Annotated in this window: 17 protein-coding genes; 10 read left to right on the forward strand and 7 right to left on the reverse strand. The window is 34.7% G+C overall.

Features of this window, described 5'->3' with window-relative positions:
* Positions 1–74 precede the first annotated feature (74 nt).
* The 6 genes from cdd (at position 75) to AC1B0Z_RS14595 (ending at position 5,816) form a co-directional block, all read left to right on the forward strand.
* Positions 75–557 (forward strand): cytidine deaminase, encoded by a 483-nt coding sequence (gene cdd / locus AC1B0Z_RS14570; RefSeq protein ID WP_483792841.1) that lies wholly within the window; start codon positions 75–77, stop codon positions 555–557.
* 177 nt (positions 558–734) lie between these two features.
* Complete coding sequence (gene pdhA, locus AC1B0Z_RS14575; RefSeq protein WP_483792842.1) at positions 735–1,733, forward strand: pyruvate dehydrogenase (acetyl-transferring) E1 component subunit alpha; 999 nt, start codon at positions 735–737, stop codon at positions 1,731–1,733.
* 3 nt (positions 1,734–1,736) lie between these two features.
* Complete coding sequence (locus tag AC1B0Z_RS14580; protein ID WP_483792844.1) at positions 1,737–3,374, forward strand: pyruvate dehydrogenase complex dihydrolipoamide acetyltransferase; 1,638 nt, start codon at positions 1,737–1,739, stop codon at positions 3,372–3,374.
* A gap of 107 nt (positions 3,375–3,481) precedes the next feature.
* Positions 3,482–4,501, forward strand: a complete 1,020-nt coding sequence (locus AC1B0Z_RS14585; RefSeq protein WP_483792845.1) for a M28 family metallopeptidase — start codon at positions 3,482–3,484, stop codon at positions 4,499–4,501.
* The gene (locus tag AC1B0Z_RS14590; protein ID WP_483792846.1) at positions 4,494–5,177 is read left to right on the forward strand and encodes an SDR family NAD(P)-dependent oxidoreductase; all 684 of its coding nucleotides are present in this window, start codon (positions 4,494–4,496) and stop codon (positions 5,175–5,177) included. Before AC1B0Z_RS14585 ends, AC1B0Z_RS14590 begins: the two co-directional genes overlap by 8 nt.
* A gap of 3 nt (positions 5,178–5,180) precedes the next feature.
* Entirely contained in the window at positions 5,181–5,816 is a 636-nt protein-coding gene (locus tag AC1B0Z_RS14595) for an HAD family hydrolase (protein WP_483792847.1), read from the forward strand.
* 91 nt (positions 5,817–5,907) lie between these two features.
* On the opposite strand, the gene AC1B0Z_RS14600 is transcribed toward AC1B0Z_RS14595, so the two are convergent.
* Positions 5,908–6,513 carry a hypothetical protein gene (locus tag AC1B0Z_RS14600; protein ID WP_483792849.1) on the reverse strand — a complete coding sequence of 202 codons (606 nt, stop codon included), beginning with the start codon at positions 6,511–6,513 and terminating at the stop codon, positions 5,908–5,910.
* Positions 6,514–6,651: 138 nt separating this feature from the next.
* Between AC1B0Z_RS14600 and AC1B0Z_RS14605 the strand changes: the two genes are divergently transcribed.
* The 3 genes from AC1B0Z_RS14605 (at position 6,652) to AC1B0Z_RS14615 (ending at position 9,865) form a co-directional block, all read left to right on the forward strand.
* A complete protein-coding gene (locus AC1B0Z_RS14605; protein WP_483792850.1) occupies positions 6,652–7,248 on the forward strand; it encodes a SprT-like domain-containing protein in 597 nt (198 codons plus the stop codon).
* Between the two features lie 4 nt (positions 7,249–7,252).
* Complete coding sequence (locus AC1B0Z_RS14610; RefSeq protein WP_483792851.1) at positions 7,253–8,332, forward strand: mannose-1-phosphate guanylyltransferase; 1,080 nt, start codon at positions 7,253–7,255, stop codon at positions 8,330–8,332.
* 63 nt (positions 8,333–8,395) lie between these two features.
* Positions 8,396–9,865, forward strand: a complete 1,470-nt coding sequence (locus AC1B0Z_RS14615; RefSeq protein WP_483792852.1) for a DUF389 domain-containing protein — start codon at positions 8,396–8,398, stop codon at positions 9,863–9,865.
* Positions 9,866–9,879: 14 nt separating this feature from the next.
* On the opposite strand, the gene AC1B0Z_RS14620 is transcribed toward AC1B0Z_RS14615, so the two are convergent.
* From AC1B0Z_RS14620 to AC1B0Z_RS14630, 3 genes are all read right to left on the reverse strand, one after another.
* Positions 9,880–10,884: a bile acid:sodium symporter family protein gene (locus tag AC1B0Z_RS14620; protein WP_483792853.1), complete on the reverse strand. Its 1,005-nt coding sequence runs from the start codon at positions 10,882–10,884 to the stop codon at positions 9,880–9,882.
* Between the two features lie 118 nt (positions 10,885–11,002).
* Complete coding sequence (locus AC1B0Z_RS14625; protein ID WP_483792854.1) at positions 11,003–11,770, reverse strand: ABC transporter ATP-binding protein; 768 nt, start codon at positions 11,768–11,770, stop codon at positions 11,003–11,005.
* The gene (locus AC1B0Z_RS14630) at positions 11,770–12,507 is read right to left on the reverse strand and encodes an MlaE family ABC transporter permease (protein ID WP_483792855.1); all 738 of its coding nucleotides are present in this window, start codon (positions 12,505–12,507) and stop codon (positions 11,770–11,772) included. The genes AC1B0Z_RS14625 and AC1B0Z_RS14630 overlap by 1 nt, the downstream gene beginning before the upstream one ends.
* A 109-nt stretch (positions 12,508–12,616) precedes the next feature.
* Here AC1B0Z_RS14630 and pafA point away from each other — a divergent pair, with 109 nt between their 5' ends.
* The gene (pafA, locus tag AC1B0Z_RS14635) at positions 12,617–14,239 is read left to right on the forward strand and encodes an alkaline phosphatase PafA (RefSeq protein WP_483792857.1); all 1,623 of its coding nucleotides are present in this window, start codon (positions 12,617–12,619) and stop codon (positions 14,237–14,239) included.
* A gap of 3 nt (positions 14,240–14,242) precedes the next feature.
* Here pafA and AC1B0Z_RS14640 read toward each other — a convergent pair whose 3' ends face one another.
* From AC1B0Z_RS14640 to AC1B0Z_RS14650, 3 genes are all read right to left on the reverse strand, one after another.
* Entirely contained in the window at positions 14,243–15,091 is an 849-nt protein-coding gene (locus tag AC1B0Z_RS14640; RefSeq protein ID WP_483792858.1) for a glycosyltransferase family 2 protein, read from the reverse strand.
* A gap of 47 nt (positions 15,092–15,138) precedes the next feature.
* Positions 15,139–15,867, reverse strand: coding sequence for an FkbM family methyltransferase (locus AC1B0Z_RS14645; protein ID WP_483792860.1), 729 nt, complete (start codon positions 15,865–15,867; stop codon positions 15,139–15,141).
* 206 nt (positions 15,868–16,073) lie between these two features.
* Positions 16,074–17,132: a 3-oxoacyl-ACP synthase III family protein gene (locus AC1B0Z_RS14650; RefSeq protein WP_483792862.1), complete on the reverse strand. Its 1,059-nt coding sequence runs from the start codon at positions 17,130–17,132 to the stop codon at positions 16,074–16,076.
* Positions 17,133–17,136 lie beyond the last annotated feature (4 nt).

Consider the following 17,136-nt stretch of genomic DNA (forward strand, 5'->3'; position numbering starts at 1 on the left):
CAAAAACTATTGTTCACTGGGCAATAGTTTTTTTGTTTAGAATAGAATCGTATTTTTAGATAAATACAATTTAGATGAAGGAAATAAAAATTGAAACCAAATTTTTAGTTTTCGAAGATGAGCGCGAATTACCTAAGGACGTTAGTGAACTATTAAATTCGGCAAGGGAAGCAAGATTGAATGCCCATGCGCCATACTCAAATTTTGCGGTGGGAGCTGCGATATTATTAGATAGTGATAAAGTGATTACTGGAAATAATCAAGAAAATGCATCCTATCCTTCAGGCTTATGTGCCGAACGTACGGCCATTTACTATGCAGGGGCAAAGTATCCTAATTCAAAAATTTTAAAAATAGCAATTGTGGCAGGGTCTTTAAAAGGAGAAACCACACAACCAATACCGCCCTGTGGTGCTTGTCGTCAAGCTATCGCCGAGTACGAAGTCAATCAAAAACATAATATCGAGATTTATTTCATGGGAACAACAGGAAAAATTTTAAAATCCAATTCTTTAGAAAATTTACTGCCTTTGATTTTTGATAAAAAGCAACTTTAAGTGGTTTGAATTCTGAAAACTTAATAGGATAGTTGTTTTTTCCATTTAAATCGTTTAATAATTGATGACAAATCTAATTTTTTCACATTTTTTATACTTTCATTCCTAAAGCGTTTTTTCAATACCAATCAAAGTATTACTTTTGTATTTCGCTTAATTAACATATAAAATTCGTCGATGCAAAAAATCACAAAAGAGGTTTACCTCAAATGGTACGAAGACATGTTGTTTTGGAGAAAGTTTGAAGACAAACTTGCTGCAGTATATATTCAACAAAAGGTAAGAGGGTTTCTTCATTTGTATAATGGTCAAGAAGCTGTTTTAGCAGGAGCTTTACATGCAATGGATTTAACCAAGGATAAGATGATTACTGCTTATCGTAATCATGTGCAACCTATCGGTATGGGAGAAGATCCTAAGCGGGTTATGGCAGAGTTATTTGGTAAAGTTACTGGTACCTCAAAAGGTATGGGAGGCTCCATGCATATTTTTTCTAAGGAATATCGTTTTTATGGAGGTCATGGTATTGTTGGAGGACAAATCCCTCTAGGGGCTGGTATTGCCTTTGGGGATAAGTATCATGATAAAGATGCCGTTACCCTATGTTGTTTTGGTGATGGCGCTGCAAGACAAGGCTCTCTTCACGAAACGTTTAATTTGGCAATGCTTTGGAATTTGCCTGTGGTGTTCGTTTGTGAAAATAATGGTTATGCCATGGGTACATCAGTTGAGCGTACAGCTAATCATGATGACATTTGGAAATTAGGTTTAGGCTACGAAATGCCGTCTGCTCCGGTAGACGGGATGAACCCTGTGAAAGTAGCAGAGGCTTTTGATGAAGCCATTCAACGTGCTAGGAAAGGTGGCGGACCAACATTTTTAGAGCTGAAGACCTACCGCTATAGAGGGCATTCAATGAGTGATGCACAGCATTACAGAACTAAGGATGAGGTAGAAGAATACAAGAAAATAGATCCAATTACGCAAGTAAAAGATGTTATTTTAGAGAAGAAATATGCCTCAGAAGAAGATTTAAAAGAAATCGATAAGCGGGTAAAAGCAAAAGTGGCTGAGTGCGAGAAATTCGCTGAAGAATCGCCATTCCCTGAAGTACAACAACTTTACGATATGGTTTACGAACAAGAAGATTATCCATTTATTCCACACAAATTATAAGATATGGCAATAGTTGTAAACATGCCGCGATTGAGCGACACAATGGAAGAAGGAACTGTCGCTGCTTGGTTAAAAAAAGTAGGAGACAAAATTGAAGAAGGTGATATTTTAGCTGAAATAGAAACTGATAAAGCTACTATGGAATTTGAGTCTTTTAATGAAGGAACACTACTTCATATCGGTGTTCAAGAAGGTGAGACTACCAAAGTAGATGAGCTTTTAGCCATTATTGGTGATGAAGGAGAAGATATTTCGGACTTATTGAATGGTGGAGGAAGTGCTTCAGTAGGGGAAGCTAAAGAAGAAAAAGAAGAAGATACATCAAGCGATGATTCGAGTTCTGATGCAGGAGCTGATAAATCAGCTACCACATCTACTGAATTACCTGAAGGCGTTATCGTAGTAACTATGCCAAGGTTAAGTGATACCATGGAAGAAGGTACAGTAGCTACTTGGTTGAAAAAGGTAGGAGACACGGTTGAAGAAGGTGATATTCTGGCGGAAATAGAAACGGATAAGGCTACGATGGAATTTGAATCGTTCCAATCAGGTACTTTATTAGAAATAGGATTACAAGAAGGAGAATCTGCAAAAGTAGATGCGCTTTTAGCAATTATTGGTCCTGCTGGAACTGATGTTTCTGGTGTGGCTGCTAATTTTTCAACTGCCTCTGCACCAGCAAAAAAAGAAGCACCTAAAGTTGAAGCTAAGGCTGAAGCTCCAAAAGCTGCTGCAGCTAAAACGGAAACAAAATCAAAAGCACCTGCGCCAACACCTGTAACTGAAAATGGAAGACTGTACGTGTCACCATTGGCTAAAAAATTAGCTGAGGAAAAAGGTGTCAATCTAACCAAAGTACAAGGTTCTGGTGAAAACGGACGTATCATAAAAAGAGATATCGAGAATTATGAACCGGCAGCTGGAGCAGCAGCGGTTGGTAAATTTGTGCCTTCTGGACAAGAAGATTTTGATGATGTTGATAACTCTCAAATGCGTAAAGCTATTGCAAAAGCTTTAACAAATTCTAAATTCTCTGCGCCACATTATTATTTAAGTGTTGAGTTTGATATGGAAAATGCTATGGCATTCCGTACACAGTTTAACTCGATTCCGGATACTAAAATTTCTTATAACGATATTGTTGTAAAAGCTTGTGCATTAGCATTAAAACAACATCCACAGGTAAACTCTCAATGGTTTGCTGATAAAATGCGTTTGAATAATCATGTGCATATTGGAGTTGCGGTTGCAGTTCCTGATGGTTTGGTCGTACCCGTTGTACGTTTTGCTAACGAGCAAAGTTTACCTCAAATAGGTGCAGCAGTTAAAGAATTAGCTGGAAAAGCAAGAAACAAAAAATTAACGCCTGACGAAATGCAAGGAAGTACCTTTACGGTATCTAACTTGGGTATGTTTGGTATTGATACATTTACGTCAATTATTAATCAACCTAATTCAGCAATACTTTCTGTTGGAAATATTGTTGAAAAACCAGTGGTTAAAAATGGTCAAATTGTTGTTGGTCATACTATGAAGTTATCATTAGCCTGTGATCATAGAACAGTTGATGGCGCTACAGGAGCACAATTCTTGCAAACTTTAAAAGGATATATTGAAAATCCTGTGACGATGCTTGTATAATAATATAATTTGGTATTCTGAACTGGTTTCAGAATCTATAATATTAAACCTGTTTCATTAGTTTGAAACAGGTTTTTTTTATCTTTAAAAATTAATATTTAGTACTTATGAAAAAAATATTCAGTTTACTCGTTTTAGTTTTTATTTTAAGCTGTGGCGGACAAAAGCAAATTATTGAAACCAATCCAGACACTGTAGTTGAAACGGTTTCAGATTCACAAACAGAAATTACAGCAACATCTGTAGCTATAAAAAGCCATATTAATAAAGAAGATGTTAAATCGAGTTTAGAATATTTAGCTTCTGATGAATTAGAAGGAAGAAATACAGGAACCGAAGGTATAGAAAAAGCAGCTGTTTACATTGAAGCATTTTTCAAAAATCATAATGTTAGACCTTATTTTGAAACTTACAGAGATAGTTTCAATGTAAAGAAAATAATAGGCTATAATGTGGTTGGTTTTCTGGAAGGTAATGACCCAAAGTTAAAAAATGAATTTGTTATTCTTGGTGCGCATTACGATCATATAGGAACAGCAAAAGAGGTTAATGGGGATGTTATTGCCAATGGAGCAAATGATGATGCATCAGGAACAGTAGCGGTTATGGAGTGGGCAAAACACTTCTCTAAAACTAAAAGTAATAAACGAAGTATGCTGTTTACATTATATGCTGCCGAAGAAATGGGGTTGAAAGGCTCAGAACACTTAGCTAAGCGTCTAAAAAAAGAAAATATAGATTTATATACCATGATTAATTTTGAAATGATTGGCGTACCTCGTGATGAAAACGAAATTATGTGCTATATCACTGGTTATGAAAAATCTAACATGGCAAAAACGCTTGATACTTACATAGGATCTGAGAGTATAGGGTTTTTCCCAAAAGCAAAATCTTTTAATTTGTTTATGCGCTCGGATAATTATCCGTTTTATCAAGAATTTAAAGTACCAGCACATGCCATTTCTACTTTCGATTTTACTAATTTTGATTATTATCATCATGTAGACGACGAGGCTGATAAAATGGATTTTAATCACATGACCAATTTTATCAATACAATGATTCCAGCTATTGAAGGTATGGTGAATTCAGCTTCAAAAGAAATTAAAATGAATAATGAGTAAGCACGTCATAATTACAGGAACGAGTAGAGGTATTGGTTTTGAGTTGGTAAAATTCTTTGCCAAATCGGGACATAAAGTATTAGCACTTTCGAGGAATGAAACCCCTATTCGAAATTTAAAATTAGAAAATGTTACTTGCTTTTCTTTTGATTTAAATGATAATAGTTCTTACAATAAAGTTGAAGCTTTTGTAAAAGCTGAATGGAAACATGTAGATATATTAATCAATAATGCTGGAGCACTTTTAAATAAGCCTTTTGCTGAAACAAGCATAAAAGATTTTGAGGGTGTTTATAAAACCAATGTATATGGTGTTGCAGAACTTACAAGAGTTGTATTGCCTTTTATGAAAAATGAAAGCCATGTAGTAACAATAAGCTCTATGGGAGGCGTTCAAGGCAGTATGAAATTTCCAGGTCTAGCTGCTTACAGCTCTAGTAAAGCAGCTGTAATAACCTTAACAGAGTTATTAGCTGAAGAGTATAAAGAATCAGGTATTTCATTCAATGTATTGGCATTAGGAGCTGTACAAACCGAAATGTTGGAAGAAGCATTTCCAGGGTATCAGGCACCAATAACCGCCTTAGAAATGGCAGAATATATTTTTAATTTCTCACTTAACGGAAATAAATACTATAATGGGAAACTGTTGCAGGTTTCTAATTCTACGCCTTAATTTATGAGTAAATATAAATGCATCATCTTCGATTGTGATGGTGTTTTAGTGGATAGTGAATTTATAGCTATTAGCGTACTTATAGATATGGCTAATGCCTTAGGAGCCGGCATGGATTTACAAGAGTGCTTAATAAATTTTAAGGGGAAATCTTTACGAGATTGTATGGATGCTATTGCAAAAAAAATTGAAGCCCCGCTTCCTATTCATTTTGAACAAGATTATCGCATTAATACCTTTGAAGCATTCCGTAAGGATATCAAACCTATAAACGGCATAAAACGCGTACTAGAAAATTTAAATATACCGTTTTGTGTGGCATCTAGCGGACCAGAAAATAAAATTCGTCTTAATTTAGATATTGCAGGCTTACTGCCATATTTTGAAGGTAATATTTTTAGTTGCTACACCATCCAAAAGTGGAAACCAGAACCCGATATTTTTCTATGGGCGGCAAAAACAATGGGTTTTAAACCTAACGAATGTTTGGTTGTTGAAGACAGTGTTTCTGGCGTAAAAGCAGCTTTAGCTGGTGGTTTTGATGTCTTTGGATATACCGAACACGATTACAAGAATGAACTTAAACCTCTAGCAACTGACACTTTTGACAGTATGGATAAGCTTTTGGGAATGATTTGAGTTTTGGAGGTCGTTTACCGGTCTAGTGTATGATTTCGTTGCGTAAGTAAGCTCTAACTAGCAATGAATTATACACATTGTTGGCAAATCGTTATTTATTCATTTCTACAGTAAATTGTTTGTACTTTTCGCAATTAACAACTAATTCTTGGACAAGGTCATTTGAATATTTTTTCATTTCCGATTTGTCATTCAGATTGTATTTTTCACGGATAGCTTGGTCATTCATTGCTGTTTGTCTAACAAAAATAGGGTCAATTTCATTCCAGCTTAATTTAGTCGTTTTCAATGAATTTATTTCCTCACAAACTTTGGTTGCAACCTCTTTAATGATATCAGAGTTATTTCTTTTTTCAAAAGCCATTTCAGTAGCTATTTTGCTATATCTCGGACATTTTTTAACTAAATTCTTTATCACAACTTTTTTTATCCAGTTTTGAGCATCAATTAGTTCTGCATTTGGATTTTTTTCAAAATATTTATTTGCTAAACTTTCAACATATTCAGCGTATTTTTCGTAACCGTCAGTAATACACCTTTGGGTTTCAGCTATTAATTCTTCATTATTTTTGTTTTCTGGAATTTTCGTTATGCATTCACAAGAATATTCAACAATATTTTTTTCAGTTTTTTCCTTTTTTTTGGAATCACAACTTAAGATGTTAAAAATTAAAATAAATAGTAGAATGTTTTTCATAGTTCTGGTTTAATGTTTACCAACTTATGTGGATATGACGCCGTTTTAATGGCTTATATCCGACGGTAAACGAAGTTCGGTAATTTTTCTCATAAAATCAAGTGCTCCTTTCGCAAAAAATCCACTATTTTCGCTGTAATGCAAACGCAACTTAAAGGATATATTCCTGAACAGGCCTTCTCTAAAGTTAGGGTACTTTTAGAGCATGATAATCTTGTTATAAAGATTAAAAGCGAGAGAAAAACAAAACATGGCGACTACAAACGGTTATCAAAAGGCAAGCACCAAATCACTATAAATTCAAACTTGAACCAGTATCGGTTTTTAATGACATTAATTCACGAAATTGCCCATTTTGAAGCCTTTAAAAACTATGGGAGATTTATAAAACCGCACGGAAAAGAGTGGAAGCGAACGTTTCAGCATTTAATGCTGCCATTTTTAAATCCTGATATTTTTCCTAATGAAATATTACCGTTATTGGCAAATCATTTTAAAAATCCAAGGGCATCTAGCGATACAGATACACCATTAGCCTTAGCCCTAAAGCAGTTCGACGAACCAAATAATAAAACGTTTATTTTTCAAATACCTTTGGGGCAAACATTTAAGTTACACAATAATAAAGTTTTCAAAATGGGTAAAAAGAGGGTGAAGCGTTATGAATGTATGGAAGTGAAAACTGGCAAGCTATATTTGTTTAACCCAAATGCAGAAGTAGAACTTATAAATTAAAATAATGAATAAGAATTATTACGCCATATTGATGGCAGGAGGAGTAGGATCGAGATTTTGGCCTGTAAGTACAAAGGATTATCCGAAACAGTTTCATGATATGTTGGGAACTGGCGACACTTTACTTCAAAAAACATTTCACCGTTTGGCGCACCTGATCCCAAAGGAAAATATATTGATTTTAACTAATGAGCGGTATAACGATTTGGTTTTAGAACAATTGCCAGAAGTAGAGCAACGACAAGTAGTTTTGGAACCTGCAATGCGAAATACGGCACCTTGTATTTTGTACGCTTCTTTAAAGATTCAAAAAGAAAACCCCAACGCCGTTATGATTGTGGCGCCAAGTGACCATTGGATTGAGGACGAAGCTACTTTTTCTAAAAACGTTAAAGCTGCTTTTGATTTTTGTGAGGAAAACGATGCATTAATGACTTTGGGCATTCAGCCTACATTTCCTAATACTGGATATGGTTATATCGAATTTGATAAATCCTCAGGAAATATCGTTAAACCTGTAAACCAATTTAGGGAAAAACCAGACTATGAAACTGCTAAGGAGTTTATAGCTCAAGGTAATTTCTTGTGGAATGCTGGTATTTTTATGTGGGGCGTGAAAAGTGCCGTTAATGCGTTTAGAAATAATCAGCCCGTTTTATATGCTCTATTTGAAAGCGGAATTTCTGCTTATAATACAGCTGCTGAGAGTGATTTTATTAAAGAAAACTACCCAAAGGCAGAAAATATTTCGGTGGATTATGCCATCATGGAAAAGTCCCGAAATGTTTTCGTTATTGCTGCCGAGTTTGATTGGAATGATTTAGGTACATGGGGTAGTTTATATGATAAACTAGATAAAAATGAATCTGGCAATGCGGTGGTTAATTCACGCACGCTTGAGGAAAATTCCTCAGGAAACATGATTCGTACCAAAAATGATAAAATCGTTGTTATAGATAGTTTAAGTGATTTTATCATCGTTGATAAAGACGAGGTTTTATTAATTTACCCCAAGGCTAAAGAGCAAGATATTAAGAAAACACTTCAAAAAGTAAAAGATAAATTCGGGGAGCAATATGGCTAAAACTTAAGTACATTGTATTCTAAATTATATTATATTCGTAAGCAATGAGGCAATTTAGTTACAATGGAAGAAAGTAAATTTAATTTCTCTGAAGAGAAAGAAGCAAGTCAAAAAGAACAAAACGTAGAGCAATCTAAAGAAAATGTAAAAAAAGATGCTCAGGGGTTGTATGCCAGTATTTCAAAGTTTTTAAGTGAACTTTTAGATTTTAGGGACGATACGGATAGGGCTGCAACTATAGAAGCTATAAAAAATGATATCCCGTTTAAAGGTGCTACGGCTTGGATTTTGGTTTGTTCCATATTTGTCGCATCAATCGGTTTGAATGCCGATTCTACGGCTGTGGTTATTGGTGCCATGTTAATCTCTCCATTAATGGGGCCCATCTTAGGCGTTGGTCTTTCTATAGCTATAAACGATATAGATACCTTAAAAAAATCGATGATAAACTTAGCTACCATGATAGTTTTAAGTTTGCTTGCCGCATTTTTATTCTTTAAATTTTTCCCTACTGCAGATATTATGACCAACGAGCTGTTTGGCAGGACAAAACCAGATGTTAGAGACGTACTCATTGCATTTTTTGGTGGTGCAGCACTAATAATTGCTCGTACTAAGAAAGGAACTATTGCATCGGTTATTTTTGGTGTGGCTATTGCAACAGCATTGATGCCGCCACTTTGTACGGCCGGTTATGGTTTAGCGCATAACTGGGATTATTTTATTGGTGCCATGTATCTTTTTACTATCAATACCATTTTTATCGCTCTAGCTACATTTTTGGTATTGAAGATTTTACGTTTCCCAATGTTAAGGTATGCCAATTCCAAAAAACGTAAGCGCATAGCTAGACTAGCTTCGATTATCGCTATTTTGGTGATGGCACCTGCAATTTGGACGTTTGTAAAATTTATTCAACAAAGTGGTTTTGAAAGCGATTATAATAACTTTTTAAAAACTGAAGTAGAATCTAATAATGAGTTATGGCTTCAAAAAGGAACTCCTGCATGGGAGGAGAAGTCAATTACACTTTATTTTAATGGTGAAGTAACAGAAGCAACCATTGCTGATTTAACAAATGAAATAAAGAACTATGAGAAAATTAAAGACTTCACTTTAAACATAAAGGGGAATAAGAATAGAAGCTTTGATAAAATATCTGAAGCCTATGACAGAGCAATAAAGGATTTAGACAATAAGGATAATATTATTGCAGGCTTACAAAAGCAAATAAACGAACTACAAGAAAATATCACCGATTTAAATCAAGAGTTAGAATCTAAAAGCAATGGAGGAGAGGTGTCTTTTACTAATTTATCTCGCGAAGCCAAAGTACGATTTAGTAACTTAGAGTATTTTGGTTATGCTAACATGCTAACCTCAAAAGATTTTATAAATATCGATACCATATCTGCCATTAGTTTAAAATGGGACAAAAGTTTAAAAGATAGTTTACGTTTAAAGCAAGAAGAAGCGTTAAAAGCTTGGTTAAAAAAAGAAATTAAAAAGGAAAATATTGTTATTTTAAAATAGCAATACCTCTTACGTTATTTTTGTTTTCTATCATTTTCTACTGGGTCTCTGTCTCTCCACCACGAGGCCAATGCTGAACCTGAAATATTCATCCATGGTCCAAAAACGGCAGGAGCTAACCCTACAGTGGCTACTTTCCCTATTTCAATAGCAATGCCTGAGGCTAAACCACCATTTTGCATCCCTACTTCTAAGGCAATAGTTCTACAATCCGCTTCTTTCATTTTTAACAATCTGCAACCCCAATAACCTAAAAAATAACCTGCGCTGTTGTGTATAATTGCTGCAAGTATTAGCAATAATCCAATTTCTAATAAACTATCTCTACCGGCAGCCGTAATTATGGCTATAATTAATGCTATTGCCCCCATAGAAATTTTGGGTAAAACTTTATCTAACCATGTAAGTTTACCATGGAAAAGCTGATTAAACAATAAACCAGCGATAATGGGTAATATTACCATTTTAACAATACTGTGCATCATTTGCCAAACGTCTATCGGTATAAATTCTCCTGCAAAGGTTTGCATTAAAAACGGTGTAAGTAATGGTGCTAACAATGTGGCTATAGATGTTAAGGTTATAGATAAAGCTAAATTTGCTTTAGCAAGATATACCATTACATTTGATGCTAATCCGCTGGGTGAGCAACCAATTAAAACAATGCCTGCCGCAACTTCACTGCTAAAACCAAATCCATGAGCTATAGAAAACCCTAATATGGGCATAATGGTAAATTGACAAATTAACCCGATAAATACCCCTTTAGGCATGTTTATAACACCTTTAAAATCTTTAATACTCATTGAAGTTCCCATACCAAACATTATAGTTTGAAGTAAGGGTACGATGAGTAATTTGAGATTAAAATCCCCAATTTTTATAAATATTTTAGGGAAAAACATAGCCATAGCTACCATCCCGAAAATTAAAATTGTAAAAGAGTATCTTTTAAGAGAATGAGATGTTGAACACGCTAATGCTAAAGAAAAAAAGCATAAAATTAGTGAAATACCCATCCAAATGCTGTTATTTAAAATTAGGTTCAAAATAAATACACCCAGACAAACACAGGAAACAAAAAGCGCGAGTTTAGTTGTGGTTTTCATTTTGGGTTAACGATAATGCCGCTTGTATTTACTCATTTTCTTCTATATACATTTTGCGCACTTTTTTAAATAGGTTTGAAGAGTACACAAAGTCGGTAACAGATGCATTATCTGTTTTAAAAATGGTTTTATTGGAACCTTCCCAAGCTTTTAATCCGTTTTTTAGGAAAACAATTTTTTCGCCAATTTCCATTACAGAATTCATATCATGCGAATTGATTACCGTTGTAATTTGATATTCGTCTGTGATTTCTTGAATCAAGTTATCAATAACAATTGCTGTTTTCGGGTCTAAACCAGAATTGGGTTCATCACAAAATAAATACTTCGGATTGTTAACTATAGCTCTGGCAATAGCAACACGTTTTTGCATCCCACCAGATGCTTCACTAGGCATTTTATGATGTGCTTCTGAAAGATTTACTCGTTTTAGTACAAAATCTGCTCTGTCTTCCATTTCACTTTTACTCATTTTTGTAAACATTTGAAGTGGAAACATCACATTTTCAGCAATGGTCATAGAATCAAACAATGCGCTTCCTTGAAATACCATTCCTATTTCAGCACGTAAATCGCGCTTTTCACTTTCAGAGAGGTTCGAAAAAATTTTACCGTCATATGAAATCGTTCCAGATTCATATTCAAAGAGTCCGAGTAAGCATTTTAAAAATACGGTTTTCCCCGAACCACTTTGCCCAATGATAAGATTGGTTTTTCCCTTATCAAAAGAGGTTGTAATACCTTTTAAAATATGGGCGTCTCCAAACGATTTATGCAAATCTTTAACTTCAATCATTAGCCTAATAGCATTCCGGTTATAATATAATTTAGCAAAATAATTACTACACTCGTCCAAACAAAAGCCGTGGTGCTCGCTTTACCTACCTCTAGAGCACCTCCCCTCATATAGTAGCCATAAAACGAGGGTATAGTAGCTAAAACAAAGGCAAACACAAAGGTTTTTATAAATGCGTAAATAATGTGAAAGGATTCAAAATCGGTCTGTATACCCAAAATATAATCCGCAAGAGTAGAATATCCCCCAAATACACATGCTGCCATACCTCCCAGTATTCCTAAAAACATGCCTGTGGCAATCGCAAATGGATACAACAGCAACGCTATAGTTTTTGGAAAGACTAAATAATTAAGGGAGTTAATACCCATAACTTCTAAGGCATCTATTTGTTCAGTAACACGCATCGTACCAATACTTGAGGTTATAAAAGACCCTACTTTACCTGCCATAATAATAGAGGTAAAGGTTGGTGCAAATTCTAAAATTATGGATTGCCGAGTGGCAAACCCTACTAAGTATTTAGGAATTAAAGGGTTATCTATATTAAGCGCCGTTTGAATGGTAATTACACCACCAACAAAAAACGAAATAAATGCAATAATACCCAAAGACCCAATGATTAAGTCGTCAATATCCTTGAGTATCAATTGTTTCATGACAGACCATTTCGTTGGTTTACGAAACATCTCAGCAATCATTAAAAAGTAAGCCCCTATATTGTGTAGGTATGTCATATTTCAATTTGTAATTGCTAAAGTAAAAAAAACTTAGGGGTATTTAACCTTAATTTTAAATAATGCTATTTTAATATGTGTATTTTTGAAGTCTAAAAATTTGTTGAAAATGAAGTACATTTTAACCTTTTTAATCTTTACAATTCTTTGTTCACCTATTAACGCTCAGAGTGATAAACCTAAGCTAGTTGTTGGTATTGTGGTAGACCAAATGCGCTATGATTATTTAACACGTTTTGAATCAAAATATGGCGAAGGTGGGCTTAAAAGAATGATGCGGGAAGGTTTTAACTGCAAGAACAACCATTTTAATTATGTGCCAACTTATACGGGGCCAGGGCATGCCTCAATTTTTACAGGGACTACACCGAAATACCATGGCATTATAGCTAATAATTGGTTTGACAAGGACATTAAGAAAATGGTGTATTGTGCAGGAGATGATACTGTGTTGGCTGTTGGAACAAACTCTGATATGGAGCGTATGTCTCCACACAGAATGAAAACAACTACGTTTGCTGATGAAAACAGGTTATTCACGCAGATGAAAGGCAAGAGTATCGGGATTTCCATAAAAGATAGGGGCGCAATTTTACCCGCAGGTCATTCAGCAAACGCAGCCTATTGGTTTAGGGGGAAACATGAAGGCAACTTTGTGTCTAGCACTTATTATTTTCAACAACTTCCAAAATGGGTTGAAGATTTTAATGCATCAAAAATTGCAGCTTCTTATTTAAAGGAATGGCAAACACTCTATGACATTTCTACCTATACTGAAAGTGGGCCAGACTTAAATGATTTTGAAGGCGGTTTTAATGGAAAAGAAACGGCAACCTTTCCTTATAATTTGAAGAAATTATCTAAAAAAAATGCAGGGTTTGATATTTTGAAGTCTACACCCTTTGGAAATAGTATAGTTGCAGATTTTGCTATTGAAGCCGTAAAAGCTGAAGCATTGGGAAAGGATGATGTAACCGATGTGTTGACCGTTAGCTTCTCTAGTACCGACTATGTAGGACATAATTTTGGGGTGAACTCAAAGGAAATAGAAGATACTTATATACGTTTAGATAAAGATTTAGAACGGTTTTTTATGGTTTTAGATAAAGAAGTTGGTGCTGGCGAATACACCGTTTTTTTAACTGCCGACCATGGAGCAATAGATGTGCCTTCGTATTTAAAGTCTGTTAAAATTCCAGCAGGTTATGTAGAGCGCTCTGATAGAAAGGAACTTTTCAATACATTTTTAATGGATAAATACGGTACGGTTGATATTGTTGAAAACATAAGTAACAACCAAATCTTTTTAAATCATGATATTGTTAAGGCTTTAGGCTTAGATTTGAAACAGGTGCAAGAGGATATATTAAACGAACAGATTAACTATAAACATATCTCGAAAGCATTTACTGCAACTACAATGCGATCGGTTGATTTTATAGAAGGTATAGAGGCACTGTTGCAAAAAGGATATAACCAAAAACGCTCAGGCGATATTATTTTAGTAGACGATCCCGCCTATATAAGCTATGGAAAAACAGGTTCTACACATGGCAGCGGTTTAAATTACGATACCCATGTGCCGTTATTGTTTTTTGGAAAGGGTATCAAAAAAGGGCATACGTATAGAAAAACTGAGATTACCGATATTGCGCCTACCATATCGGCACTTTTGGGGATAAGCTTCCCTAATTTTGCTATTGGGCAACCTTTGGAATTTGTTTTGGAGTAAGTTTTAGGAAAATTTGTTTTTCATCCCTTTCCAACGCAGTTTTCTAATAAACATGCCTTCTTTTTCTGAAACTAAAAACTTAGGTTTGTTTTTTATAGCTTCAAAATAACCACCCATATAGTTTTTAAATTGTGTAAAACTCCTTTTTTTAAAAGCCAGTTTAATAGCAGAAATTAAGGTGATTAAGAAGCCATAACGCATTTTATACATGGCTTCACCTTGTAAATATTTAGATGCTTTATTATAACTTATGCCAGTTGGTTTCAGATGTTTTACATGTAAAGATTGGTCGGTTAAAATTTTCCAATTGTAATATTGTGCCAACAACTCATCCACGGTATCCCAACCCATGGAGCGTTTTAATTGTCCTATTTGTTCAAAGCATTCTTTACGGTAAGCCTTTAAAGCGCCACGAATATGATCTTTTCTTGTGAGGTTTTCCAAAATCCACTTATCATCTTTTTCAATGTAGCAAAAACCAGCGGCCATTCCTAGTTTTGGATTGTTTTCGAAATGTTCAGCTAGTTTTTCAAGATAGTTTTCAGGAAAAATCAAGTCTGCATCAAACTTGCAGATAATGTCATAATCATCATCCAAGGTTTCAAACCCTTTGTAAAATGCATTGATAATTTTTGAACCTGGTAAATGTTTATCGGAAGATTGAGCGTTCACCAAAGAAATGAAACTATGTTTCTGGACAAAACCATCCACTACCGATTCGGTTTGATCTGTAGAATTGTCATTCACCACCACAATTTGCTTTGGTTTTAAGGTTTGTTGCGACAATGAATACAACGTAAGACCTATAGCATCTGCTTCATTATGGGCTGGTATGACGATGTGGAAATTCATTACAGTGCTAAAATTACAGGTATTAATGAATTTTTTTTAAAGTTTGACTAGTTTTTAGAAATAAATTCAGATATCAATTCAAGTTTAGATTCAGGAACAAAAAAACAATTTCTAATGCCATTGTCTTCTAATCGTTTTATAGTGTCAACTTTTTTTAAGCCCTGTGGAGTATGATTGAAAAACTGGTATTTTAATTCATTGAAAAAAACATCTAATTCATTTTCAATGGTGTTAAATAGTGTTTCACAAATTACAATAGGCTCGTACTGACTAATTATATTCCTACCTGAATTTAAAATATCTATTTCTGTGCCCTCGGTATCTATTTTAATGAGGTCGATTTTGTTTATACTCTTGCTCTTAACAAATTCTTCCAAAGTAATAGCTTTAACCGTGTTTTTTACAAAATTTCTAGTAGTTGTTTTAGTGCCTGCATTCCCTTCTCCAGCTAAATTATATTTTAAATACTTATATTTTACATTTTCAACTTCATAAAAATCAATAGTTCCAGTGGTATTGCTTAGGGCTAGATTTATTGGCTCAATCTGATTTTCAAAATTGTTTAGTACAATGTTTTCTTTTAAATAAAATTTAGGGCCAATTGCCGGCTCAAAAGCATAAGCAGTGATATTGGAATTTGATTTTGCGGCTAACAAAGCGTAGTATCCAATGTTTGAGCCAATATCAAGAAATACACTTATGTTTTTGGAGAGTTTTTCAAATATTTCAGAATACTCAAAGTTTTTATAGCCATTCCAGAAAAGGAGTTGAGTCAAGTAGCTAGTTTGGTTTGTTGCTACATTTATAATGCCAGAATCGGTTTTCAGATTCAGAATTCCGGAAGGTGGTATTTTAATTTTGTCCCGTAATAAATATCTGAGGGCATAATTTATGTTTCTAAGCAGAAAATTAAAAAACGGATTATAGATGGTTTTATAAATCAATTGCATAAAGTCACTTCAGCGAAAATTGTTTAATAAGCCTAATATTTGTACACAACAGCATTAATATGCATCCCAGCACCAACACTGGCAAAAATTACTACATCGCCTTTGTTTAGCTCATGGTTATCCAACTGCTTATTTTTAACCAAATCGAAAAGTGTGGGCACTGTAGCAACAGAACTGTTCCCCAGTTTTTGAATACTCATAGGCATTACATGTTCTGGAATTTCGGTTCTGTATAATCTGTAGAAACGTTTTAAAATAGCCTCGTCCATTTTTTCATTGGCTTGGTGAATGAAAATTTTCTTGACATCTTTTATGTCCACGCCACTGTTATCCAAACAGGTTTTCATAGCTTTTGGTACGTTCATCAAAGCGAATTCGTAGATTTTTCTACCATCCATTTTAATATAGCGCGTGTCTTTATCTAGTTCTGGGTTATTAGAGTTTCCAAAGAATAAAAAATAGGCTTCATCATAGGTGAAACTTGCGGTTTCGTGTGCCAGTATACCTCCCTCTTCGTCTGTTGCCTCAACAATTGTTGCTCCTGCGCCATCAGAAAAAATCATGGCATCCCTATCATGTTTATCCACAACTCGAGAGAGGGTTTCTGTCCCAATCACCAAACAGCGTTTTGCCATGCCTGATTTTATAAATGCTTTGGCTTGTATTACGCCTTCAACCCAACCTGGGCATCCAAACAACAAATCGTAAGCCACACATTTTGGGTTTTTAATGCGTAAACTGTGTTTTATACGTGCCGCTAAGGATGGCAACAAATCACCTTGAATAGTACCATGCTTCACATCGCCAAAATTGTGTGCAACGATAATATAATCTATGGTTTCTGGATCGATATTGGCGTCTTCAATAGCTTTTTCTGCAGCAAAGAATCCTAAATCTGAAGTTGTTAAATGATTCTTTGCGTAACGACGTTCAGAAATGCCAGTTATAGACTTGAATTTTTCAACTATAACTTCATTTGGCGCGGTAATTACCGAGCCGTCGGCGTTCATAAACTCATGATTATGAAAGGCGTCGTTTTTTTCAACAGTAGATGGAATGTAGCTTCCTGTTCCAGTAATTTTGATATTCATAAAG

The organism is Hyunsoonleella sp. J2K-J805, assembly GCF_057167125.1.

Excerpts from the sequence above, each read along its gene's own strand:
- AC1B0Z_RS14625 (WP_483792854.1), bottom strand. The coding sequence starts at position 11,770 with ATGATTGAAGTTAAAGATTTGCATAAATCGTTTGGAGACGCCCATATT.
- AC1B0Z_RS14595 (WP_483792847.1), top strand. The coding sequence starts at position 5,181 with ATGAGTAAATATAAATGCATCATCTTCGATTGTGATGGTGTTTTAGTG.
- AC1B0Z_RS14580 (WP_483792844.1), top strand. The coding sequence starts at position 1,737 with ATGGCAATAGTTGTAAACATGCCGCGATTGAGCGACACAATGGAAGAA.
- AC1B0Z_RS14605 (WP_483792850.1), top strand. The coding sequence starts at position 6,652 with ATGCAAACGCAACTTAAAGGATATATTCCTGAACAGGCCTTCTCTAAA.
- pafA (WP_483792857.1), top strand. The coding sequence starts at position 12,617 with ATGAAGTACATTTTAACCTTTTTAATCTTTACAATTCTTTGTTCACCT.
- AC1B0Z_RS14630 (WP_483792855.1), bottom strand. The coding sequence starts at position 12,507 with ATGACATACCTACACAATATAGGGGCTTACTTTTTAATGATTGCTGAG.
- AC1B0Z_RS14650 (WP_483792862.1), bottom strand. The coding sequence starts at position 17,132 with ATGAATATCAAAATTACTGGAACAGGAAGCTACATTCCATCTACTGTT.
- AC1B0Z_RS14610 (WP_483792851.1), top strand. The coding sequence starts at position 7,253 with ATGAATAAGAATTATTACGCCATATTGATGGCAGGAGGAGTAGGATCG.
- AC1B0Z_RS14600 (WP_483792849.1), bottom strand. The coding sequence starts at position 6,513 with ATGAAAAACATTCTACTATTTATTTTAATTTTTAACATCTTAAGTTGT.
- cdd (WP_483792841.1), top strand. The coding sequence starts at position 75 with ATGAAGGAAATAAAAATTGAAACCAAATTTTTAGTTTTCGAAGATGAG.
- AC1B0Z_RS14585 (WP_483792845.1), top strand. The coding sequence starts at position 3,482 with ATGAAAAAAATATTCAGTTTACTCGTTTTAGTTTTTATTTTAAGCTGT.
- AC1B0Z_RS14590 (WP_483792846.1), top strand. The coding sequence starts at position 4,494 with ATGAGTAAGCACGTCATAATTACAGGAACGAGTAGAGGTATTGGTTTT.
- AC1B0Z_RS14620 (WP_483792853.1), bottom strand. The coding sequence starts at position 10,884 with ATGGGTATTTCACTAATTTTATGCTTTTTTTCTTTAGCATTAGCGTGT.
- pdhA (WP_483792842.1), top strand. The coding sequence starts at position 735 with ATGCAAAAAATCACAAAAGAGGTTTACCTCAAATGGTACGAAGACATG.
- AC1B0Z_RS14640 (WP_483792858.1), bottom strand. The coding sequence starts at position 15,091 with ATGAATTTCCACATCGTCATACCAGCCCATAATGAAGCAGATGCTATA.
- AC1B0Z_RS14615 (WP_483792852.1), top strand. The coding sequence starts at position 8,396 with ATGGAAGAAAGTAAATTTAATTTCTCTGAAGAGAAAGAAGCAAGTCAA.